The sequence below is a fragment of the Chryseobacterium piperi genome (genome assembly GCF_002285635.2).
Lineage (GTDB): Bacteria > Bacteroidota > Bacteroidia > Flavobacteriales > Weeksellaceae > Chryseobacterium > Chryseobacterium piperi.
In genome coordinates this window covers 3,069,720-3,091,374 of the sequence record NZ_CP023049.2, presented here as the reverse complement: position 1 = coordinate 3,091,374, position 21,655 = coordinate 3,069,720, and the positions used below count along the sequence as shown (strand labels likewise).

Sequence of the window (21,655 nt, the reverse complement as noted above, 5' to 3'; positions counted from 1 at the left end):
TGTGCTAGTATATATGCTTTTAAAGTGATATTTTTCTAAAGTACTATTTTAAACATAATTTTCTTTTATGATAATGTTTAAAATATTAAGAAATATTAACAGTTGTATTCAAAATAATTTTATATTTGGCTTATATAATAATAGTCTATGAAAAAAATATTAGTATCAACTGCTTTATTGGCGGGTGTTTTATCTTACGCAGGGGGCTTCAGGGTTTCATTGCAAGGGGTAAGACAATTGGCAATGGCACATACTAGTGCTCATGTTGAAGATGCAAGTGTGGCATTTTTTAACCCTGCGGGTATGTCATTCATCCCTTCGAAACTAAGTATAGTGGCGGGAGGATTTGGAGCGAGTAATAAAGTTACTTTTCAGAATTTAAATACTTTACAAAGTACAGAAACGAATAATCCTACCGGAACACCCATTTATGCAGCAATTGCTTATAAGCCACTAGAGAATTTATCAGTTGGTTTTAGCTTTTCAACACCTTTTGGAAGTACCATTGAGTGGCCAAATGATTGGGAAGGAAGAGAAATGGTTCAGAGACTTGAATTAAAGAGTTTCTATTTCCAGCCAATGGTTTCTGTAAAATTAGCACCATGGTTGTCTTTTGGGGCAAGCTATATTTATGCGAGAGGATCTGTAAATTGGGATAGGGCTGTTACCCAGCTTGGAGGTGATCTTAACCTCAAAGATAGCAAAGCAACCGGTCACGGATATGGCTTTGGTTTTTACTTTAGGCCCGATGAAAAGCTTGATGTGAGTGTTGCCTACCGCTCGCCTGTTGATATGAAAGCTAAAAACGGGACTGCAACCTTTAAATTTCCATCACAATCTACTTATGCATTGTTGGGATTAGGGGCATCCGGACAAGATAGCTTTACGGCAACATTGCCTTTAGTAGAAGAATATACAATTGGATTAACGTATAAAATAACTCCAAAATGGTTGGTTTCTGCTGACTTCAATTATCATGGATGGGAAAGATACAGCAGGCTGACATTGGATTTTGCAACTGCTCCGATTGGAAACCAGGCAGATCCGACAGTTGTTGTTGCTCCTAAAAACTTTAGAAATTCTAAAACATTCAGGTTAGGAACACAATATGCATTTAGTGATATGATCTATGGCCGTCTTGGGGCTTATTATGATGAATCTCCTTATTCGGATAATAACTTCATTCCTGAAACACCTTCATTTAATACATATGTAGTGACAGGAGGGGTAGGCTTTAAATTAAAGCAATTTGGAGTTGATATCGCAGGAGGTTATGCTATGCCTCAGGCCAGAGATGTCAAAAATGCAAACCTTGGTTTTTACGGACAGGCTAAAGCTACAGCATTCTATTTTGGTCTAGGTTTATCTTACAACCCTTTTTAATTGAAGACTATGAAAAAAATTATAATTTCTACAATCGCTGTCTCTGCTCTTTTTTTTACGACGAGCTGCGAAAATGATTTTGATACGGATGTAAAAGATATCCAGGTAACTCAAGGTGAAGCCAATTTCTCTAATTATATTTCCTTAGGAAACTCATTGACCTCTGGGTTCAGAGATAATGCCTTGTATATTGACGGGCAAAATGAATCATATCCAAGCATCATTGCAGGACAAATGAAATTAGCCGGAGGCGGCAACTTTGTTCAGCCTTTAATGGCAGACAATAATGGAGGTCTATTATTAGGATCTACTCCGATTCAGGCTACCAAACTATATATTCAGTCCTTTACAAATGGCTCTCCGAATATTACTAATGTAGCTGCTGCTCCAACTACTAATATAGCTAATAAGATTACAGGACCACTCAATAACTTTGGTGTTCCGGGAGCAAAATCATTTCATTTAATAGCACCTGGATATGGAAATATAGCCGGAGTAGTAGCAGGAACGGCAAATCCTTATTATGTTAGGTTTTCTTCAAGTGCAACCTCAACTGTTGTAGGGGATGCCGCAGCGAAAAAACCAACATTCTTTTCACTATGGATTGGTAATAATGATGTTTTAAGCTATGCTACAAGTGGAGGACTAGGTGTAAATCAGACTGGTAATACTAATCCAACGACTTATGGATCCAATGATATATCAGATCCAAACGTTGTGGCAGGTTCTATTAAGACTGTTTTAGAAACTATGAAAGCTGCAGGAGCTACGAAAGGAGTGATTGCTAATATTCCTTATGTAACCTCTATTCCTTATTTCACAACAGTGCCTTATAATCCATTGACACCAGCGGCTTTGGGTGCTAATCTAAATACACTTAACACGAGCCTTTATGGTCCGCTTAAACAAGCATTAACTGCTTTTGGGGCTGGAGATAGAATTAATTTACTTTCAACTACTTCAGCGAACCCTGTTTTAATTAAAGATGCTTCGCTTCAGGACCTGTCTGCTCAGCTCACTGCTGCGTTAACTCCTTCTTTAGGACTTCCTACAGCAACAGCATTTGGTCAGATTTTTGGTCAGGCAAGACAATCTACTTCTGATGATTATATTCTTCTTACAACCCGTGCTGTAATTAATACACCTGCGCCTGGCGCTCCAGCAGCGGTAAACGTATATGGTATTTCTTATCCTTTGCAAAATCAGCATGTTTTGACGAAAAAAGAAGCAGCTAATGTAAAAACTGCAGTAGATGCTTATAATGGTTCTATTAAAGCAATGGCTGACGCTTATGGATTGGCATTTGTAGATGCTAATAAAAAAATGGTTGAATTAAATGGGGAGTCTGGAATTTCATTTGATGGAGTAAAGTATACTGCTAAATTTCTAACAGGAGGATCTTTCTCACTGGATGGGGTACACCTGACGGGAAGAGGATATGCTATTGTTGCGAATGAATTTATTAAATCTATTAACGCTAAGTATAAATCTACGCTACCACAAGTAAATACTAATAGTTATTCGGGAGTAAAATTCCCTTAATTAAAGTAAGGAAATAAAAACTTAGAAACCACAAGAGTAATTCTTGTGGTTTTTTTTTAAATTTGCAAAATCTTAAAAAGTAAAAATGGCCGATCAGTTAAGTTATCTATTTAGTACAAGGACGAGTAAGGACTTGGCAGAGAAAATTGCTCACTATTATGGGCAGGAACTAGGAAAAATAAACTTCCAGGAGTTTAGTGACGGGGAATTTGAACCTGTTTTAGACGAATCAGTAAGAGGTGGAAGGGTTTTTTTAATAGGATCTACATTCCCTCCGGCAGATAATCTTTTAGAGCTTCTTCTAATGATTGATGCTGCAAAAAGGGCTTCTGCAAAAAGTATTACTGTTGTACTTCCGTATTTTGGACTTGCAAGACAGGACAGAAAAGATAAGCCAAGAGCTCCGATAGGTGCTAAATTGGTTGCGAATCTTTTAACTGCTGCCGGAGCTACAAGAATTATGACAATGGATTTACATGCGGATCAGATTCAAGGGTTCTTTGAGATTCCTGTGGATCATCTTTATGCATCTACAGTTTTTGTAGACTATATTGTTTCATTGAATTTAGATAATCTTACGATTGCTTCTCCGGATATGGGTGGGGCTAAGAGAGCTAAAAACTATGCAGGGCATTTAGGTGCTGAAGTCGTAATTGCGTATAAGGAGAGAAAGAAAGCGAATGTGGTGGAGGAGATGTTCCTTATCGGAGATGTAGAAGGTAAAAATGTTATCCTTATTGATGACATGATCGATACGGCAGGAACACTTTGTAAGGCGGCAGATATCTTAATGGAGAAAGGAGCAAAAACAGTAAGAGCGATGGCTACTCATGGAGTACTTTCAGGAAAGGCTTACGAGAATATTGAGAAATCTCAATTGTTGGAAGTCATTGTAACTGACTCAATTCCTGTTAAAAATAATTTGTCATCTAAAATAAAAGTGCTATCTTGCGCCCCATTATTTGCAGACGTTATGAAGATGGTTCATGAGCACCAATCAATCAGTAGTAAATTCGTTATCTAATTGATTATTTGCGGTTTGCAAAATATATTTTAAACAAAATTTTAAATTTTTATAAATGAAATCTATTACAATTCAAGGTACAAAAAGAGAAAGCGTGGGCAAAAAGTCTACAAAAGCTTTACGTGATGCTGAATTAGTTCCTTGTGTTGTCTATGGAGGGACGGAACCTTTAAACTTCTCTGCTGAAGAGAAAGCTTTCAAAGGTTTGGTATATACTCCTGAAGCACACACGGTATCTATTGAAGTTGACGGACAAACAATTCCAGCAGTTCTTCAAGATATTCAGTTTCACCCAATTACAGACAAAATTCTTCATGCAGATTTCTATCAGCTATCTGACGATAAGCCAGTAGTTATGGAAGTTCCTGTAAGAATCACTGGTCGTTCTAAAGGTGTTGTAGCGGGTGGTGCTTTACGTCAGTCTTTCAGAAAACTAAAAGTTAAGGCGATTCCTGCAAACTTGCCGGATGAAGTTGTTATCGACGTTACTCCACTTAAAATTGGTAACAAAATTTATGTAGGAGGTATCAAAGCTGAAGGATATTCTTTCATGCACCCAGACAATGCAGTTGTTGTAGCTGTTAAGATGTCTAGAAATGCAATGAAGGGAGGTGCGGCAGCAGAAGATGAAGAGGATGAAGCAGAAGCAGAAGAAGTGAAGACACAATCTCCTGATGTTCCAACAACAGAAGAAAAATCTTTCGAAGGATAAGATCTTTCAAAGAAATTTATCAAAATATAAAACCTGTCAATTTTTTGACAGGTTTTTATTTTTTAGATTGTATCTATCATATTTTTCATTCTGCAGCCTTTCAAAAAAAAGCTGTAAATTTGAAGTGTTCTAAATAAGAACGCTATAATTTGTAAAATTTTTAATCAATGTTTGACATTCAAGAAATAAGAAGTCAGTTTCCTATATTAAATCAGTTGGTGAATGGTAAACCATTGGTTTATCTGGACAATGCGGCAACATCTCAGAAACCTAATTCTGTTTTAGAAGTTTGGAATCAATATTATACAGAGCTTAATGCTAATGTTCATAGAGGGATTCATACATTAAGCCAGCTTGCAACTGAAGAAATGGAGCTTTCGAGAAGGAAGATTCAAAAATTCATTAACGCAAAACATGATTTTGAGGTCATCTTTACAAAAGGAACTACAGAGGGTTTAAACCTCATCGCATATATCTTAACCCAGGAACTTAAAAAGGACGATGAAATTATTATCTCTTACTTAGAGCATCATTCTAATATTGTTCCATGGCAATTGCTTTGTGAAAGAACCGGAGCAAAGCTTCGGGTAATTCCTATCGATGAAAATGGTATTTTACAGCTTGACTATTTGGATCAGTATCTGAGTGAAAAAACAAAAGTTGTTTCTGTAAACCAGGTTTCTAATGCTTTGGGAATTGTAAATCCTGTTGAAGAGATTATAGCAAAAACCAGACAAAAATCCAATGCTTATATTGTAATAGATGGCGCACAGTCAGCTCCTCATTTCAAAATTGATGTTCAGAAACTGGATTGTGATTTCTTTGTGTTTTCAGGACATAAAATGTATGCCCCGATGGGAACCGGTATTTTATATGGAAAACAAGAAGTTCTGGAATCCCTTCCTCCATTTCATGGTGGTGGAGAAATGATTGCTACCTGTTCATTTGATGGAACTACTTATGCAGGATTACCATTTAAATACGAAGCAGGAACTCCCAATGTCGGAGGAAATATTGCTTTAGGAGCTGCAGTAGACTTCATTGAAAAGGTAGGGTATGAAAATCTCCAGAGACATGAAAATGCTCTTTTAGATTATGCTCAGAGACAACTTTTGGAAATTGAGGATCTTAAAATTTATGGAGAGAAAGCCAAGAGAGTAGGGGTTGTTTCCTTTAATTTGGAAGGAGTGGGGATTTCCTCTGATGTAGGGATGATTCTAGATAAAATGGGGATTGCCGTTAGAACAGGACACCATTGTACTCAGCCTATTATGGACTTTTTTAATATTGCAGGAACAGTGAGAGCAAGCTTTGCAGTATATAATACGTTTCAGGAAATTGATTTACTGGTCGAAGGAGTAAAAAAGGCTCAGAAGATGTTAAGATAAAAAATAAAAGCAGTTGAAAAACTGCTTTTTTTATTAATCATTATTCCCAGGCTACGCAGTAGCACCTTCCTTGGATAATAACCTGATAATATCCGTAAGCACATTCAAGACAGATCTCGCCTCCTGCTAGGATTGTCTTCATTTTTCTTTGTTTAGCTTTTTCATATTAAATAATTAAAGTATTAGTAATTAAAGGTGGGGTTTTTTATATAAATACGCCAATTACTGTGAATTTAATTAATATTTCGGTCTTGCATTGTTTTATATAATTTATCAAGAACGTATTTTATGTTAAATGTTTTCTTTTTATGAGTGTTAATTATTAAATTTAATGTGACCAATAAAACAAAATACCATGATGAGATTATTACTTTTTTTTCTAGTGGCTTGTGGGATGTATCATGCACAAGTATTTTCTGAGAACTTTGATGGAGGTGCACTGCCTTCAGGGTGGACAACCAACAATCCGGATACTTCTTATAATTGGGATGTAGGTACTGAAAATGGATTTGCCTCATTTCCTAACGGAGCTGCTTTTTTTGACGATGATGCAGCAGGATTCAATAGTATTAATACCAATGCAAGACTAATATCTCCCGTTATCGATATTTCAGCTATTTCCAATCCTAAATTGTCCTTTAAATATGCCAATATGATTTCTGACCTCGATTCCACGTTAAAAGTTGAGGTTTTTAATGGTACCTCATGGGTTCAGGTATTTACTTCTTCCGGAGACTCCGGAACCTGGGATTTAGACCTGAATACATTTCAGTATGTACTTGTAAGCTATGATGGAGCAACTGATATTGATCTCACGCCCTATGCGAATGCTAATTTTCAAATGAGATTCGTATATGATGATGCAGGGGATTACTCCTATGGAGTAGTTGTTGATGATGTTGTCGTTACTTCGGGAGCTTTAGCAACATCAGAAGTCTCTTTTAATGATAAGATGAGAGTGTATCCAAACCCGGTGCAGGATTATATATATATCCGGTCAGGTAATTTGAAATTTGATTCCAAGATCACGGTGCTCGATATGGCAGGTAGAAAAGTGAAGAGTTTTACAGGAGAGGCTGATGGATATAATCTTTCAGATCTACCAAAAGGAAGCTATTTGATTTTGATAGATAATAAGAAAGAAATAATAAGTAAAAGAATTATAAAAGAATAAACTTTTAACGCTTAACTATTGATTCAAACAAAAACTCCCTTTCAATTGCTGAAAGGGAGTTTATATTTTTTCTATATCTCATGAGAGATAGATTATCTATGTATTATTAAATATTGGGTTTCCAATCGACAACCGCACGAATAAATGCTTCAGCATTTTCCAAAGGAATATTAGGTAAGATCCCATGCCCTAGATTTGCTATATATCGGTCTTTTCCAAAACGGTTGATCATCTCATTAACCATTTTCTTAATCGTTTCAGGAGTTGAATGCAATCGTGCAGGATCAAAATTTCCCTGTAGGGTCATTGTGTGATTGGTCAGTGTTCTGGCAAATTCAGGTTTGATCGTCCAGTCTACTCCAAGAGCAGAAGCTTTGGACATGGTCATATCTTCCAAAGCAAACCAGCATCCTTTTCCGAATACTACAACATGAGAAAGTGGGCTTAAGGCTTCAACAATCTGATTGATGTATTGCCAAGAGAATTCCTGATAGTCTTCAGGAGAAAGCATGCCACCCCACGAATCGAAAATCTGTACTGCAGACACCCCTTTTTCCACTTTTCTTTTTAAATAAGCAATCGTGGTATCTGTAATCTTCTGAAGAAGTAAATGGGCGGCTTCCGGCTGCTTAAAACAGAAAGATTTGGCAATATCAAAAGCCTTACTACCTTTTCCTTCTACGCAATAACAAAGGATTGTCCATGGTGATCCGGCAAAACCTATTAATGGAATTTCATTATCTAACTTTAATAATGTAAGTTCTATAGCATCAAAAACATAACCTAATGTGTCATCTACATTGGGTACTTCGATATTTTGAACCTGCTCCATTGTTCTGATGGGATTATCCAACCAGGGACCAACTGATTCTTTCATTTTAAAATCAATCCCCATTGCCTGTGGAACTACCAGAATATCGGAAAATAAGATAGCGGCATCCAAAGGGTATCTACGGATTGGTTGTACTGTAATTTCAGCGGCCAATTCTGGAGTCTGACATCTTGTAAAGAAATCATATTTTTCACGAAGAGCAATAAATTCGGGAAGATATCTTCCTGCTTGTCTCATCATCCAGACTGGAGGTCTTTCTACGGTTTCCCCACGAAGTGCTTTTAAATATAGGTCGTTTTTAATCATAATTTATTTAAAATAATACAGCAGTCAAATTGCCGGGCAATTGGTGCTTCACTGGTTATTTTTAAGTTCTCTTCTGATGAGATCCATAATGGATGTCAATGTATTGCCTTCAGAAGTGAAAATTTGTTCTTGTGTGTATTTTTTAAGCTCACCGGAAGTAGTTTCTCCTATCGAGAAAAGCTGAATGCCTTCCAGTGAATTTTGTTTTGCAAAACTACGAACTCCACTTGGACTGAAAAAAACTACAGCATGATATTTTTCAGTTATTAAAGGATTAATTTCCTCTGTCTTGTAGATCGTTACTTTCTTATATTTGATATTTTGCAGCGGCAGATCGCAGTCGAGAACATCGAGAGCCAGATTTCCGCAAAAATGCAGGAATTGTTCATGCGGGCAGTGTCCGATAATGAATGAAGATAATGCTTCTGCATTTTTCAGAACCTTGAAAGTGCCGAATCCATTTTTTCTTAACTCTCTTTTTGTTTTCTCTCCGACACAATAAATCTTATTGTAATTTTTTGCTGTAAAATCCTCATTGGGTTTGAATTGATTTTTAAAAAAAGCAATTACTCCATTAGCACTTGTGAAAATGAGAGAATAATTTTTCAGATCAAATGGATGAACCTGTAACGGAATCGTTTTAATTACCTCAATACAGTCAGCCGTAACATGCTCTCCAATTTCTTTGGATAAAACAGATGGGTCTATATTTTTGGTAAATAAGATTTTCATTTTATAAAGGTTGGTGAAGTAAAGGTAAGAAGTTAAATTAGATTTGACTTTTGATTTCTGCCATCAATTCTTTACCTCCGTTTTCAAGAACGATTTTTGCGTATTTTTCTCCAAAATTTTCAGAATCATTGTAGATGAAGCTTTCATCAGTAGCAATGCAGTTTTTCCCATCTAAAGAGCAAAGGGCAGCTTTAAAACGGATCTGATCATCGAATATTTCAGCAAAGGCTCCTATGGGAGCAGTACAACCTCCTTCAAGAGTGCTTAGAAAGTTTCTCTCAATCTCAACACAGATTTGTGTTTCTTTATGGTTGATTTGATTAACGATTTCGTTGATTTCTTTTTTGTCAGAATGGCCCGCAACAGCAATGACTCCCTGAGATGGTGCCGGAATCATTAATGGAAGCATTTCATAATCAATATCCATCTTCATTCTTTTAATGCCTGCTAAAGATAAGATAGTGGCATCAAAATCCTGTTCCTCTAATTTTTGAAGTCGGGTCTGAATATTACCACGAATATCAGAAAAAGTAGCGTCGGGATAATACTTTAACCAGAAGGCTCTTCTTCTTAAGCTACTTGTCGCTAGTTTTAGTTCATGGAATTCTTTATCTCTGGATGATTCTTTTCTTATTAAGACATCCTGAGGAAAATCTCTTTCCAGGTAAGCAATAAGCTCAATGTGTTGAGGCAGCTGAGTAGGTACATCCTTTAAAGAATGTACAGCAATATCTATTTCGTCGTTTAATAATGCGATATCGAGATCTCTTGTGAAGACACCTGTAATTCCTAAAGAATATAATGGTTGATTGAGATTTTTATCCCCCGAAGAAACGATGGGCACAATCTCTGTCATGTAATTATTGTTTTGCAAATATCTTGCAACTTCTCTTGCCTGCCAAAGAGCAAGTGCTGAATTTCTTGTTCCTATTCTAATGCTTTTCATTGAATTCGTTGTTTGGTTGTTCAACTAATATTTCGTGCATTAATTTACTAATTTCTTCGGCTTTCCAAGGATTGTCTATGATGTATTTTGCAAAACGGTTGGTGATTTTCTGAATCATTTTCTCAGAAAGCGCCATATCGTCTATATTGATGTATTTGTTTTTTCTGTAAAACTGGTGCATTTCATTACGTTCCATATTTTTAAGAACTGCTTTGAAATGGTGGATGTTAGGAGCGAGTTTTCTCTTTTTTTCCCATTCGAGAAAGTCTTTTGTCATTTCCTTGATTATGAGTTCTGCTTTAGGAATTTCTTTTTCCCTTTGCTGGATGGTTTCCTGAATTTGTTTTGAAAGCTCATCCACATCAATCAGGGTTACATTTTTATTTTGGGTAACATCTTTTTCAACATTATGGGGAATAGAAAGGTCGATCACTAAAGTTTCTTTTCCATTCGGGAAATGGGATTGGTTTACAATAGGATGTTTTGCTCCTGTTGCTACAATAAGGATGTCCGTATTTTTTAGTTCTTCGTCAAAATCAGCATAATCAACATGAGGAATTGAATATTTCTGGGAAATTTTCTCTGCTTTCTCCTGAGTTCTGTTAGCGATTTTTATTTTTGGCTGATAGACATGTTTTACTAAATTTTCAACCGTATTTTGTCCGATTTCTCCTACTCCTAAAAGCAAGATGTTTTTTTCGGTAATTCTTTTTTGATTATTAAGGATGTAATGAACTGCTGCGTAGGAAACAGAAGCAGCGCCATTGGAGATCCCCGTTTCGTTTTTGATTCTTTTTGAAATCTGGATGGCAGAATTGATGGCTCGTTCTAAATAAGGATTCGAATTCTGTCTTTCTTTCTTAAATCGGCTATAGGCCTTTTTAATTTGTCCGATAATTTCAAAGTCTCCGATAATCTGGCTTTCCAGACCGGCAGCTACCCTGAACAAATGTTTCAATGCCTCTTCTTTGGTTAAGATATTGGCAAACTGAAGAAAGTCTGTGATATTTACCCCGATTGTTTTGCAGTACTCTTCGGCAACCAAAAGGTAATTGGGGGTAGTGGTATAAATCTCCGTTCTGTTACAGGTGGAAACCACAAAAGCATCCCCTAAATTTTCATCATGAATTCGGGTAACAAAACTTTTTATATTTTCATCAAAAAACGCAAATTTCCCACGTGTTTCTCCATCCGCTTTCTCGTAGCTTATAGAAAGTACTGCGAAATTTGACGTCTGATGTATATTAGAATACTGTAACATAAGCAACGGCAAATTTACGCTTTTTTTAATTAAACGGTTTCTGAAATTGTATATGATTGTTATCGTAAAAAACTATAAATCCGCTGTGGATCTTTGTTTCGAATAGTATTATAAAAAATTAAGTTAACTGTTTATAAATTATTTTAAATTTTAACCAAATTTTAACCAAATTATATGCTTATCAAATTTTATTAGTACTGTTTAATTTATATCTTTGTAAACTTAAATCAGAAGAAAAATATGAGTTTATTCGATATGTTTACGCAAGAAATTGCGATAGACTTGGGAACTGCTAACACACTTATCATCCATAATAATAAAATTGTTATAGACCAGCCGTCAATCGTTGCGATTGAACGTTCTACTGGCAGGCCGATAGCTGTAGGGGAACAGGCTAAACATATGCAGGGGAAAACCCATGAAGACATCAAAACCATCCGTCCTTTGAAGGATGGAGTTATTGCGGATTTTCATGCTTCTGAGCACATGATCAAAGAATTTATTAAGAAAATTCCTGGGATCAAAGGTAAATTTATTCAACCTGCTCTAAGAATCGTTATCTGTATTCCTTCCGGGATTACCGAAGTTGAGAAAAGAGCGGTAAGAGACTCTGCACAAAAAGTAAATGCAAAAGAAGTAAGGCTGATTTATGAGCCGATGGCAGCTGCAATAGGAGTTGGGATAGATGTACAAAAACCTGAAGGAAATATGATCATCGATATAGGTGGTGGTACTACTGAAATTGCAGTAGTTGCTTTAGGAGGTATTGTTTGTGACAAATCTGTGAAAATTGCAGGAGATGTATTTACAAATGATATCGCATATTTTCTGAGAACTCACCATAATCTTTATATTGGTGAAAGAACAGCTGAGCGAGTGAAAATAGAAGTGGGATCTGCTGTTGAAGATTTAGACGTTGATATTGAAGATATTCCGGTACAAGGTAGAGACCTTATTACAGGAAAACCAAAAGAAATCATGGTGGGCTACAAAGAAATTGCCCGTGCATTGGATAAATCTATTATCAGAATTGAAGACGCAGTTATGGAGACGCTTTCTTTAACGCCTCCTGAATTGGCTGCTGATATTTATAAAACAGGTATTTATCTTGCTGGAGGTGGTGCATTGTTGAGAGGTCTGGCGGACAGATTACACAAGAAGACAGGTCTTCCTGTTTTTGTAGCTGAAGATCCGTTGAGAGCGGTAGTTCGCGGGACTGGTATTGCACTTAAGAATATGGATAAATTCAATTTCTTAATTAAATAATTTTAACTTTTTACGACTCTATCTGAATGGGATTTTTGCTGAGATTATTTTCGAAGAACGCTCTTTTTGTCTTCTTTATTTTCTTGCAAATTATTGCTCTGGTTCTGATATTCTCTAAGAATGCCATGCAGAAATCCTGGATTGCCGGCCAATCAGCCGCATTAAATTCATGGGTTTCCGGATATATCGATGAAGGGGTTTCTTATCTGAAGCTTAAGCAGATCAATGAAGATCTTGTTGCTCAGAATAAAGCCTTAATGGTTGAGCTGTATGGAAAAGACGGTGCCAAAAAACCAGTTTTCAGAAAAGTTCACGATACTTTAGGAGGAGGACAGATTTATACATTTGTAGATGGAGAAATTGTTTTCAACAGTATCAACAGAAGAAACAACTATTTTACAATCAATCGTGGCCGGAGAGATGGCGTATTTCCTCAAATGGGGGTTATGGCACCTAAAGGAATTGCAGGGATTGTAATCAACTCTACAGATAGCTATGCATTAGTCCAGTCGGTTTTAAGTGTAAACAGAATCCGGATCAATGCATCTTTAAAAAAATCGGGATATTTTGGAACCTTAACCTGGAATGGAGATAATTCCAGAGTCATGCATTTGGCTGATATTCCAAAATATGTTGCTTTAAAGGTAGGAGATACTATTGTTACCGATGGGAAATCAGCAATCTTTCCAAAGGGAGTTATGATTGGGACTGTTGCGGGATACTCTGTAGATAATAAGACTGGATTTTGGGATATATCCGTAGAACTGAGTGAAAAGATGGGTTCTTTGAGCAAAGTATATGTGGTTAAAAGCCTTAAAAAAGCTGAGGTTCAGAAGATTCAGGATACATTACAAGCAGTAATAAAAAAAGAAAATGATTAGCAGAACATTATTTACGGATATTTTAATCATGATTTTTCTTGTTGCATTACAAATTTTTGTTTTGAACAGGATCATGTTATTCGGAAAATATACGCCGGTATTGTACCCGGTGTTTGTCATGTTCTATCCTTTCTTCAGAAATAGATTTCAATTTTTAGCGTTAAGTTTTTTAATCGGTCTTTCCATTGATGCCTTTTTATATTCCTGGGGGATCAATGCGCTTGCTACGACGCTTATTGCTTACTTCAGAACAATAATTTTCAGGACGTCTACCGATACATCCACTGACTTTTTTTCTTTTCAATCCCTTCAATGGGCACAGTTCTTACTGTTTCTTTTTTCAAGTATTTTCCTGCATCAGCTTATAGTACAGTATATAGAGTTCTTTAAGTTTAGCAGATTTTTTGAAATATTGTTTAATGTGTTGGTAACAAGTATAATTTCCTTTATATTTATAGTTATTTACGCACTAATATTTAAAATCAAACAAAAAGTTTGAACACACGTTATTTAAAAATCTTTGCCGTTGTCGCCGTTATTGCTCTTATTTTTGTAGCAAGGCTTGCTTATTTGCAATTATTTACGGATCGATATGCCCTCAACGCGGCGAATACCTCAATTAAAACTGAATATGTTATTCCTCAGAGGGGAGTAATTTTTGATAGGAATGGGAAAATTATGGTAGGCAATCAGCCTGCCTATGAAATCTCTTTTACTCAGGCATTGATGAAGCCTGACTTTGATACATTGGCTTTTTGTAGTTTAATGAAAATTACAAAACCTGATTTCATTAGAAGAATCAATACCATTACGAAAGAGAAATATTATTCGAAACTGACTCCGATGACATTCATGAAGGACCTCAGCAGAGAAGATATTGCAAGAGTTCAGGAAATTATTTTCAAATATCCAGCTTTCAGTATTGTTTCAAGACCTCAAAGACAATATGAGGTTTCTACATCCGGAAACTTATTGGGATATACCAATGAGGTGAATGAAAGGGATATCAAAAAAGATTCTATTTATTATTTACCGGGAGACTTCATTGGAAAATCTGGAGTAGAAAAATCCTATGAAAAGGAGCTTCGCGGGGTAAAGGGAATAAAGTATATACAAAAAGACATCAGACTTCGAAACATAGGCTCTTATAAAGATGGGGCTTTGGATAAAGATGTTATCACCGGAAAAGATGTTACCCTTACCATCGATTATGACCTACAAAAGACAGCAGAAGAAATGTTGGTTAATAAACATGGGGCTATTGTTGCCATTGATCCTAATAACGGAGAGATTTTAGTTGCGGCTACCGGACCTGATGTTGACCCTAATCTTTTCACTGGTCCTAATAAATCCAGAAACCTATATAGGTTAGGGAAAGATACTCTTTACGAAAACAAGCCTACATTTGACCGATCACTTCAGGCAGCCTATCCTCCGGGGTCTACGTTTAAGCTTTTGACAGCACTAGCCGGAATGCAAATGGGTGTTATGGATGAAAATACAATTTTTCCATGTGGAGGAGGTTTTAATTATAAAGGATTAAGAATCAAAGGTCATGGGGGAGCTGTCCCTTTAATCCCTTCAATACAGGTGTCCAGTAACTGTTATTTTTCCTATGCCTATCTGGCGATTGTCAATAAGTATCCTGGAGATCCATCCAGAGGGGTTGATGAATGGAAAAAAATCATGAGCAGTTTTGGAGTTGGAGAATTTTTAAACAACGATTTAGCAGTAGGGTCTAAAGGTAGAATTCCTAGTGGGGAGATGTATGAAAAGAGAGCTAAAACTAAAAACTGGAGCCCACTTTCAACAGGAGCTGTTTTTAATGGAATGGGGCAAGGTGATGTTCTGTTAACTCCATTGCAATTAGCCAACTTTGTCGCAGCAATTGCTAATAAAGGCTGGTATTATACACCACATATTGTTAAGTCTGTAGATGGAAAACCAAACCCTGATCCAAGATTTAAGAAAAAACATAAGACATTAGTAGATACTAAACATTTCGATCCTGTTTTAAAAGGAATGGAAGCGGTGGTTCTAAGAGGTACTGCAAGAAGTCTAAAATCAAATGATTTTACACAGTTGGCAAAGACAGGAACAGCGCAGGTTCCACAAGGAAAGGATAACTCTATTTTTGTATTGATTGCTCCGGCTGATAAACCAAAAATTGTAGTGGTAGCCGTAATGGAACATGCTGGATTTGGAGCTACCTGGGCAGGACCGGCATCTACGGTTATTGCTGAGAAGTATATTACGGGAGACTTAAAAAGAGAAAATCTTTATAAGAAAATGGTAAACGCAAGCTTTATGCCTGAATATAAAAGGCAATGGGTTGCGGACTTAAAACGTAAAGGTTTATATAAAGATCCTAAATTAGATTCCATAAAGCTTAAGAAAAAACAAGACAGCCTGGATTTTATTAAAAAACAAAAAGAACAACTTAAGAAGCAAATAGAAGCAGAAACAACCCCTCAAAAAACCAAAGAGCAATGAAATGGACAGAAGGATTAGATAAATTAGGTCTTGGTTTATATTTCTTGCTTTGCATATTTGCTATAGCAAATATCTATAGTGTGGAACCTGCAAGTGGAACGAGACAGGCTGTATGGTTTGGAGTTTCTGTTTTTGTGGGGATTATTATTTTTTTTACCAGAACTAAATTCTTCGAAAATATGGCAGGGATCATCTATATTGTAGGTGTTCTTTTGCTGATAGGTCTGTTTCCATTTGGGAAAGAAGTGCTTGGTCAGAAGAACTGGTATAAATTCGGCCCTCTGAGTTTGCAGCCTGTAGAATTTGCCAAATTGGGAACAGCTCTGATGTTAGCTAATTACGTTTCCAGTCCTGATTTTAATTTGAATAATAAAAAATCACTGCTAACTTCTTTGGCTATTGTAGGAATTCCTGGAATTGTTGTACTGGCGATTCCTGATGTAGGGTCATTGTTGGTTTTTGTAGCCTTTTTTATTGCCTTATACAGAGAAGGCTTAAGTGGCTTCTTGTTTGGTATCGGGTTTCTTTTTGCCTCGGTATTTTTAGTATCACTAGCAGTGGATCCTATTTATGTGGTTATTGCTATCGTGGTTATTGCCGGAATTTTAATTGCACTGAACTATTATAGAATGTCCTGGGATGTTATCTCTATTTCAAGTATAGCGGGGTCTATATTGTTGTTATGTGGTTTAGCATTTGCAACACCTTATATTCTGGAAAAGCTTCCTAAGCACCAGAGAGAAAGGATTGAAGTTCTCTATAAAGGAGAAAAAGCGTTTAGAGATACATCTGGATACAATTTGCTTTATTCTAAAACGGCAATTGGTTCAGGTGGGCTTTTAGGAAAAGGATATCGCGAAGGATCAGTGACTCAGGGGAAATTTGTTCCTGAGCAGAGTACCGATTATATTTTCTGTACAGTGGGTGAAGAGTGGGGGTTTGTAGGAAGTGCAGCTCTGGTATTGTGCTATATGTTATATATCGGAAGGATCTACTACCTGGCTGAGAAGCAGAAGTCCACTTTTAATCGGGTTTTTGGCTATTGCTTTGCCTCGATACTGCTGATGCACTTTTCCATCAATTTAGGGATGGTTATGGGGCTTTTCCCGACCGTTGGGATTCCGTTGCCTTATTTTAGTTATGGAGGAAGCTCCCTGTTAGCCTTTTCTACAATGACTTTTATCTTTTTTAAACTGAACTACTTCGATAAAAATAGTTTAGTGTAGAAGTTTACAATCGTTCTGTTTTAATCTTATTTAAAAAATCATACTTACATCATAAAATCTTATGAAAGAAGCATATGTCTTGGATCAAACTTTCGAAAACACTGCCTTTTCACAACTTGAAAAAGGAGAATATGAAAACTGTACGTTCCGCAACTGTAATTTAGAATATGCAGATTTTTCGTTTTTCAGCTTTAATGATTGTGAATTCATAGGATGCAATTTAAGTATGGTCAAACTTGTTTCGACAGCTTTTCGGGATGTCATCTTCAAGGAATGTAAAATGTTCGGGTTGCAGTTTAATGACTGTAACGAGTTTGGGCTTTCGTTTAGGTTTGAAGATTGTTCGCTGAATAATTCTGTCTTTTATAAAACATCGATTAAGAAAACGATATTTAAAAACTCAAGACTTAACGAAGTTGATTTCGAAGGGAGTGATCTTTCGAATGCAGTCTTTATGAATTGTGATTTATCTGGTGCAATCTTTGAAAATACCAATCTTGAGAAAGCGGATTTCAGAACTTCATTCAGTTATTCTATTAATCCTGAAACAAACAGGCTAAAGAAGGCCAAATTTTCACTTTCTGAAGTTTATGGTCTCTTGTATAGACTCGATATAGAAATAGATAGAAATAGCTGATTTGTTAGAATCTGTTTAAGAATAACGTAAGCATCTGTGCAAGTCTCAGCCATCCGTGGTGAAAAAAATTAAACCACAAAAGTCACAAAAGAACACTTAATAGATTTTTAACAGCTAGAATAACGCATTAAAAGTTCACATAAGTACTTGAAAAATGAAAGATTTCTCCTATCGAAATGATAACCACTCCTGAAATTCGCAATTTAGCAAATCAGCAGTTTTACGATTTCGCCATTACTGTTACTTAAAAATTTAAAGCTATCGAATAATTCAATAAAAAAGCCATCAAGTAATTTTGATGGCTTTCTTTATTTAAATCAATTATTTAAAATTAAAAACTTGTAGATGTTGATGCTGTTGTTGCAGCTAGGTTATTATATGCATCACCATATTCATTGATTACCCTTTTTGCGAATCTGAATTTCGGACCCCAATATGAATCATTAAGTGAAGAGATCATCACTCCTTTTGAAGTGGCTGCATGAATGAATTTTATCTCACCTTCTTCAGAAACACTTTCTACAATACCTACGTGAGAAATTCTTCTTCCGTGAGAAAAGAAAATTAAATCTCCTTTCTGTAAGTCTTCCTTTGCGATTCTTTCTCCTTCGTGAGATTGAGAAGCGGCTACTCTTGGTAAGCTAAGACCTGCTGCTGCTCCGAATACAGAAAGAACAAAAGCTGAACAATCTATACCGTTTCTTGTTGTCCCTCCATATCTGTAAGGAGTTCCTAGGTATGTTTCAGCTTCAGTTAGAATATTGTCGATGGTTTTATTATGTTTGATTGCTTTGGCAATCTCAGAATTCTTTAATGTATTTTTCGCATTGGATAAAACGGCTGCCTTTTCTGAGATAAAAGAATTGATCAATTGCTTCTTATCCTGCTCCATTTTCTTGGTATCAATAGAAGCTAGTTTGGCATCTGTTTTGTATTCTTTAGTGTAAGTTGCTGGTTTTGATACTACGTAGTTTGTAGCGCAAGATTGCATGGACACAGTAGAGACTAAAGCAACTAAATAAGACAAAACTCTTTTCTTCATATATATTTGATTATCCGTTGTTAAATAAGGAATATTTATTTTTCAAAAGCATTACAAAAGTAGAGATTCCCACTAAAAGACCTTCGATATGATTAATGTCAGGTCTTTACTTTAACACATTTTAACATATTATTTACGTATGTTAAAGAAAAACAAACCGCTACATCCCTTTTTTGGTGATAATGCGGTTTTTTTTATTAAGATTCTTTAACAAAGTGTTCAGGCTTTCCTTTATTGTTGGTATTTTTTTAATACTTTGATTAAAAAAGAGAAAAAATATGTCTTTAACAGCCTATTAAGATCTAAGCTATTTAAGTAATCGTGTTTTCGACTTTTTGAGGATGTGTAAGTGCTTGTTTCTCTTTGTGTTGTGGTGTGTGTTGGCTATTTTGGAATAACTTGAGTTAATGTAGATCAAGTGGAATGTGGTCCGTTAAATATACCTTTTGATTTATTCGATGATGAGAACAGATATAATAATTGGATAGTGTTAACAAAGGTTTTGAAACGAGAAGCTGGATAATAAAAAAACTCCCCGAAAAATTCGGAGAGTTTCACTAATATGGACTTTACAAATGTTACTTTGTAAATAACATTTCTCTGTATTTTGTCATTGGCCAAAGCTCATCATCCACCATCATTTCAAGGCTGTCAGAAGCTTCTCTGATTCCTTCAAATAAAGGAATTACTTTATTACAATAGTCTTCTGCTTGTTTTTGGCTATCTGAAACAGCTTTTGCTGTCTCTCTGGCTTTGATAAGATCCTCAACTCCTAGTTTGATTTTAGAAACATTCTCGGAAATTTGAGTAATTAGGCTCATTTGCTCTTTTGCCAATACTTTGAATTCTTTATCGCTGAAAATTTCTTTAAGACCCTTAACGTTTTCAATAAGTCTGTTTTGATAGTTTAAAGCGGAAGGGATAATGTGATTTCTTGCAATATCACTTAGAACTCTTGCTTCAATATCAATAACTGTTGAGTATTTTTCAAGTTTAATTTCGTTTCTTGCTTCTACCTCTCTGTGAGTGAATACTCCGATTTCCTCATATAAATCTAAAAACTTCTTATCCATTTCCTGCTTTAAAGCTTCCGGAGTTGTTTTTAGGTTATTCAATCCTCTTTTCTTAGCTTCTTTTGCCCAGTCTTCAGAATATCCGTCACCTTCAAACATGATGTTCTTAGATTGCTTAATATACTCTCTTAGAACGTTGAAGATCGCTTCGTCTTTTTTCAAACCGCCTTCAATTAAAGCGTCAACCTCTTTTTTGAAATCATTAAGTTGTTTTGCAGCAATAGTGTTCATTACTGTCATAGATTCTGCACAGTTTGCAGAAGAACCTACGGCTCTGATTTCAAATTTATTTCCTGTAAATGCAAATGGTGAAGTTCTGTTTCTATCAGTGTTATCTAATAAGATTTCAGGGATTTTTCCAACTACATTTAATTTTAATTCTGTTTTCTCTTCAGGAGATAATTTCCCGCTTGTTACTTTTTCAAGTTCTTCTAAAACTCTGAACAGTTGGCTTCCGATAAATACGGAGATAATGGCCGGTGGAGCTTCGTTCGCGCCTAGTCTGTGGTCATTACTTGCAGAAGCGATACTTGCTCTTAGAAGGTCAGCATATTCATGTACTGCTTTAATCGTGTTAACGAAGAATGTTAAGAACTGTAAGTTTTTCTTAGGGTTTTTTCCTGGGCTTAATAAGTTTTCCCCAGTATCAGTTGCAAGAGACCAGTTGTTGTGCTTTCCGCTTCCATTTACTCCAGCGAATGGCTTCTCATGGAATAAAATGTGGAAGTGGTGCTTGTGAGCAACTCTAGCCATGATGTCCATCAGTAAAGAGTTGTGGTCTACAGCAACGTTCACTTCCTCAAACATTGGAGCCAGCTCAAATTGGTTAGGAGCTACCTCGTTATGTCTTGTGGTTACAGGAATACCTAATTTCATACATTCTATTTCCAGCTCCTTCATGAAGTTCATAACTCTTGTTGGAATAGATCCGAAATAGTGGTCATCTAATTGCTGTCCTTTCGCAGGAGAGTGTCCTAATAGAGTTTTTCCTGTCAGTACCAAGTCCGGACGGGATTGGAATAATGCAGAATCAACCAGGAAATATTCTTGTTCCCACCCCAAAGTAGGAGTTACTTTTGTTACGTTTTTATCGAAATACTGCATAACGCTTGTTGCAGCTTCGTCAACAGCATTTAATGCTCTTAAAAGAGGCGCTTTATAATCTAGTGTTTCGCCTGTGTAAGAAATAAAGATGGAAGGAATACAAAGTGTAGTTCCCATAATGAATGCCGGAGAAGTAGGATCCCAGGCTGTATAACCTCTTGCTTCAAAAGTGTTTCTGATTCCTCCGTTCGGGAAAGAAGAAGCGTCCGGCTCTTGCTGGATAAGCAAGTTTCCGCTGAATCTTTCAATAGCTCTGCCTCCTTCTATTGGAGTGAAGAAAGAATCATGCTTTTCAGCAGTCGTTCCTGTCAAAGGTTGAAACCAGTGAGTATAATGTGTTGCTCCCTTACTCATTGCCCAGTCTTTCATAGCTACGGCTACCTGATCTGCAATGTGTCTTTGGATTTTAGTTCCTTTTTTAATAGCATCCATGATAGAATTGAATGCTTCTTTCGTTAAATATTCTCTCATTGTTTCTTCTGAGAAAACATTTTGACAGAATAATTCTGACAATTTCGCAGGCACTTCGATAGAATTATCTTTTCTAAAGTCCTTAAATGGTAATGTTTCTAACGCTTTGAATCTTAAAGTTGACATAATAAGGTTAATTTTTACAGGGCAAATTTACAAAAA

General features: G+C 36.1%; 19 protein-coding genes. 12 read left to right on the top strand and 7 right to left on the bottom strand.

The genetic code is table 11. The features are described 5' to 3' along the window. Positions 1 to 147 precede the first annotated feature (147 nt). From CJF12_RS13430 to CJF12_RS13410, 5 genes are all read left to right on the top strand, one after another. Positions 148 to 1,383 carry an OmpP1/FadL family transporter gene (locus tag CJF12_RS13430; RefSeq protein ID WP_034680778.1) on the top strand — a complete coding sequence of 412 codons (1,236 nt, stop codon included), beginning with the start codon at positions 148 to 150 and terminating at the stop codon, positions 1,381 to 1,383. A gap of 9 nt (positions 1,384 to 1,392) precedes the next feature. Next, complete coding sequence (locus tag CJF12_RS13425; protein ID WP_034680777.1) at positions 1,393 to 2,925, top strand: SGNH/GDSL hydrolase family protein; 1,533 nt, start codon at positions 1,393 to 1,395, stop codon at positions 2,923 to 2,925. An 85-nt stretch (positions 2,926 to 3,010) separates the two neighbouring features. Continuing rightward, positions 3,011 to 3,949: a ribose-phosphate pyrophosphokinase gene (locus CJF12_RS13420; RefSeq protein ID WP_034680774.1), complete on the top strand. Its 939-nt coding sequence runs from the start codon at positions 3,011 to 3,013 to the stop codon at positions 3,947 to 3,949. Between the two features lie 55 nt (positions 3,950 to 4,004). Continuing rightward, entirely contained in the window at positions 4,005 to 4,661 is a 657-nt protein-coding gene (locus CJF12_RS13415; RefSeq protein WP_034680770.1) for a 50S ribosomal protein L25/general stress protein Ctc, read from the top strand. 167 nt (positions 4,662 to 4,828) lie between these two features. Further along, positions 4,829 to 6,049, top strand: a complete 1,221-nt coding sequence (locus CJF12_RS13410) for an aminotransferase class V-fold PLP-dependent enzyme (RefSeq protein WP_034680766.1) — start codon at positions 4,829 to 4,831, stop codon at positions 6,047 to 6,049. Positions 6,050 to 6,089: 40 nt separating this feature from the next. On the opposite strand, the gene CJF12_RS13405 is transcribed toward CJF12_RS13410, so the two are convergent. Next, entirely contained in the window at positions 6,090 to 6,191 is a 102-nt protein-coding gene (locus CJF12_RS13405; RefSeq protein WP_084675582.1) for a GNAT family acetyltransferase, read from the bottom strand. A gap of 213 nt (positions 6,192 to 6,404) precedes the next feature. Here CJF12_RS13405 and CJF12_RS13400 point away from each other — a divergent pair, with 213 nt between their 5' ends. Continuing rightward, entirely contained in the window at positions 6,405 to 7,223 is an 819-nt protein-coding gene (locus CJF12_RS13400) for a T9SS type A sorting domain-containing protein (RefSeq protein WP_084675581.1), read from the top strand. A 106-nt stretch (positions 7,224 to 7,329) separates the two neighbouring features. Here the strand turns inward: CJF12_RS13400 and hemE are convergent, their stop codons facing one another. Genes hemE through hemA form a run of 4 tightly spaced genes read right to left on the bottom strand, consistent with a single transcriptional unit; the run spans position 7,330 to position 11,300 of the window. Continuing rightward, complete coding sequence (gene hemE, locus CJF12_RS13395; protein ID WP_034680759.1) at positions 7,330 to 8,361, bottom strand: uroporphyrinogen decarboxylase; 1,032 nt, start codon at positions 8,359 to 8,361, stop codon at positions 7,330 to 7,332. A 48-nt stretch (positions 8,362 to 8,409) separates the two neighbouring features. Beyond that, a complete protein-coding gene (locus CJF12_RS13390) occupies positions 8,410 to 9,093 on the bottom strand; it encodes a uroporphyrinogen-III synthase (protein WP_034680756.1) in 684 nt (227 codons plus the stop codon). Positions 9,094 to 9,130: 37 nt separating this feature from the next. Then, positions 9,131 to 10,039 (bottom strand): hydroxymethylbilane synthase, encoded by a 909-nt coding sequence (hemC, locus tag CJF12_RS13385; RefSeq protein WP_034680753.1) that lies wholly within the window; start codon positions 10,037 to 10,039, stop codon positions 9,131 to 9,133. Next, complete coding sequence (gene hemA / locus CJF12_RS13380; RefSeq protein WP_034680749.1) at positions 10,026 to 11,300, bottom strand: glutamyl-tRNA reductase; 1,275 nt, start codon at positions 11,298 to 11,300, stop codon at positions 10,026 to 10,028. The genes hemC and hemA overlap by 14 nt, the downstream gene beginning before the upstream one ends. Before the next feature lie 240 nt (positions 11,301 to 11,540). Between hemA and CJF12_RS13375 the strand changes: the two genes are divergently transcribed. The 6 genes from CJF12_RS13375 to CJF12_RS13350 all read left to right on the top strand — a co-directional run bounded on the left by CJF12_RS13375 (position 11,541) and on the right by CJF12_RS13350 (position 17,803). After that, complete coding sequence (locus CJF12_RS13375; protein ID WP_034680746.1) at positions 11,541 to 12,566, top strand: rod shape-determining protein; 1,026 nt, start codon at positions 11,541 to 11,543, stop codon at positions 12,564 to 12,566. A gap of 26 nt (positions 12,567 to 12,592) precedes the next feature. Continuing rightward, positions 12,593 to 13,447, top strand: a complete 855-nt coding sequence (gene mreC / locus CJF12_RS13370) for a rod shape-determining protein MreC (RefSeq protein WP_034680743.1) — start codon at positions 12,593 to 12,595, stop codon at positions 13,445 to 13,447. Continuing rightward, complete coding sequence (locus CJF12_RS20240) at positions 13,440 to 13,946, top strand: hypothetical protein (protein WP_034680741.1); 507 nt, start codon at positions 13,440 to 13,442, stop codon at positions 13,944 to 13,946. The genes mreC and CJF12_RS20240 overlap by 8 nt, the downstream gene beginning before the upstream one ends. After that, positions 13,943 to 15,940: a peptidoglycan D,D-transpeptidase FtsI family protein gene (locus CJF12_RS13360; protein ID WP_034680738.1), complete on the top strand. Its 1,998-nt coding sequence runs from the start codon at positions 13,943 to 13,945 to the stop codon at positions 15,938 to 15,940. The genes CJF12_RS20240 and CJF12_RS13360 overlap by 4 nt, the downstream gene beginning before the upstream one ends. Next, positions 15,937 to 17,166: a rod shape-determining protein RodA gene (rodA, locus tag CJF12_RS13355; protein ID WP_034680734.1), complete on the top strand. Its 1,230-nt coding sequence runs from the start codon at positions 15,937 to 15,939 to the stop codon at positions 17,164 to 17,166. Before CJF12_RS13360 ends, rodA begins: the two co-directional genes overlap by 4 nt. A gap of 61 nt (positions 17,167 to 17,227) precedes the next feature. Next, positions 17,228 to 17,803 (top strand): pentapeptide repeat-containing protein, encoded by a 576-nt coding sequence (locus CJF12_RS13350; RefSeq protein ID WP_034680730.1) that lies wholly within the window; start codon positions 17,228 to 17,230, stop codon positions 17,801 to 17,803. Between the two features lie 331 nt (positions 17,804 to 18,134). Here the strand turns inward: CJF12_RS13350 and CJF12_RS13345 are convergent, their stop codons facing one another. Together CJF12_RS13345 and CJF12_RS13340 are read right to left on the bottom strand one after the other, a co-directional pair. Beyond that, the gene (locus CJF12_RS13345) at positions 18,135 to 18,845 is read right to left on the bottom strand and encodes a C40 family peptidase (RefSeq protein ID WP_034680727.1); all 711 of its coding nucleotides are present in this window, start codon (positions 18,843 to 18,845) and stop codon (positions 18,135 to 18,137) included. A gap of 578 nt (positions 18,846 to 19,423) precedes the next feature. Beyond that, complete coding sequence (locus CJF12_RS13340; RefSeq protein WP_034680723.1) at positions 19,424 to 21,619, bottom strand: glutamine synthetase III family protein; 2,196 nt, start codon at positions 21,617 to 21,619, stop codon at positions 19,424 to 19,426. Positions 21,620 to 21,655 lie beyond the last annotated feature (36 nt).

Bases quoted from the DNA above. Each gene is read 5' to 3' on its own strand.
- CJF12_RS13415 (WP_034680770.1), top strand. From the start codon at position 4,005: ATGAAATCTATTACAATTCAAGGTACAAAAAGAGAAAGCGTGGGCAAA.
- CJF12_RS13340 (WP_034680723.1), bottom strand. From the start codon at position 21,619: ATGTCAACTTTAAGATTCAAAGCGTTAGAAACATTACCATTTAAGGAC.
- hemA (WP_034680749.1), bottom strand. From the start codon at position 11,300: ATGTTACAGTATTCTAATATACATCAGACGTCAAATTTCGCAGTACTT.
- CJF12_RS13425 (WP_034680777.1), top strand. From the start codon at position 1,393: ATGAAAAAAATTATAATTTCTACAATCGCTGTCTCTGCTCTTTTTTTT.
- hemC (WP_034680753.1), bottom strand. From the start codon at position 10,039: ATGAAAAGCATTAGAATAGGAACAAGAAATTCAGCACTTGCTCTTTGG.
- CJF12_RS13410 (WP_034680766.1), top strand. From the start codon at position 4,829: ATGTTTGACATTCAAGAAATAAGAAGTCAGTTTCCTATATTAAATCAG.
- CJF12_RS13405 (WP_084675582.1), bottom strand. From the start codon at position 6,191: ATGAAGACAATCCTAGCAGGAGGCGAGATCTGTCTTGAATGTGCTTAC.
- rodA (WP_034680734.1), top strand. From the start codon at position 15,937: ATGAAATGGACAGAAGGATTAGATAAATTAGGTCTTGGTTTATATTTC.
- hemE (WP_034680759.1), bottom strand. From the start codon at position 8,361: ATGATTAAAAACGACCTATATTTAAAAGCACTTCGTGGGGAAACCGTA.
- CJF12_RS13350 (WP_034680730.1), top strand. From the start codon at position 17,228: ATGAAAGAAGCATATGTCTTGGATCAAACTTTCGAAAACACTGCCTTT.
- mreC (WP_034680743.1), top strand. From the start codon at position 12,593: ATGGGATTTTTGCTGAGATTATTTTCGAAGAACGCTCTTTTTGTCTTC.
- CJF12_RS13420 (WP_034680774.1), top strand. From the start codon at position 3,011: ATGGCCGATCAGTTAAGTTATCTATTTAGTACAAGGACGAGTAAGGAC.
- CJF12_RS13345 (WP_034680727.1), bottom strand. From the start codon at position 18,845: ATGAAGAAAAGAGTTTTGTCTTATTTAGTTGCTTTAGTCTCTACTGTG.
- CJF12_RS20240 (WP_034680741.1), top strand. From the start codon at position 13,440: ATGATTAGCAGAACATTATTTACGGATATTTTAATCATGATTTTTCTT.
- CJF12_RS13430 (WP_034680778.1), top strand. From the start codon at position 148: ATGAAAAAAATATTAGTATCAACTGCTTTATTGGCGGGTGTTTTATCT.
- CJF12_RS13400 (WP_084675581.1), top strand. From the start codon at position 6,405: ATGATGAGATTATTACTTTTTTTTCTAGTGGCTTGTGGGATGTATCAT.
- CJF12_RS13390 (WP_034680756.1), bottom strand. From the start codon at position 9,093: ATGAAAATCTTATTTACCAAAAATATAGACCCATCTGTTTTATCCAAA.
- CJF12_RS13375 (WP_034680746.1), top strand. From the start codon at position 11,541: ATGAGTTTATTCGATATGTTTACGCAAGAAATTGCGATAGACTTGGGA.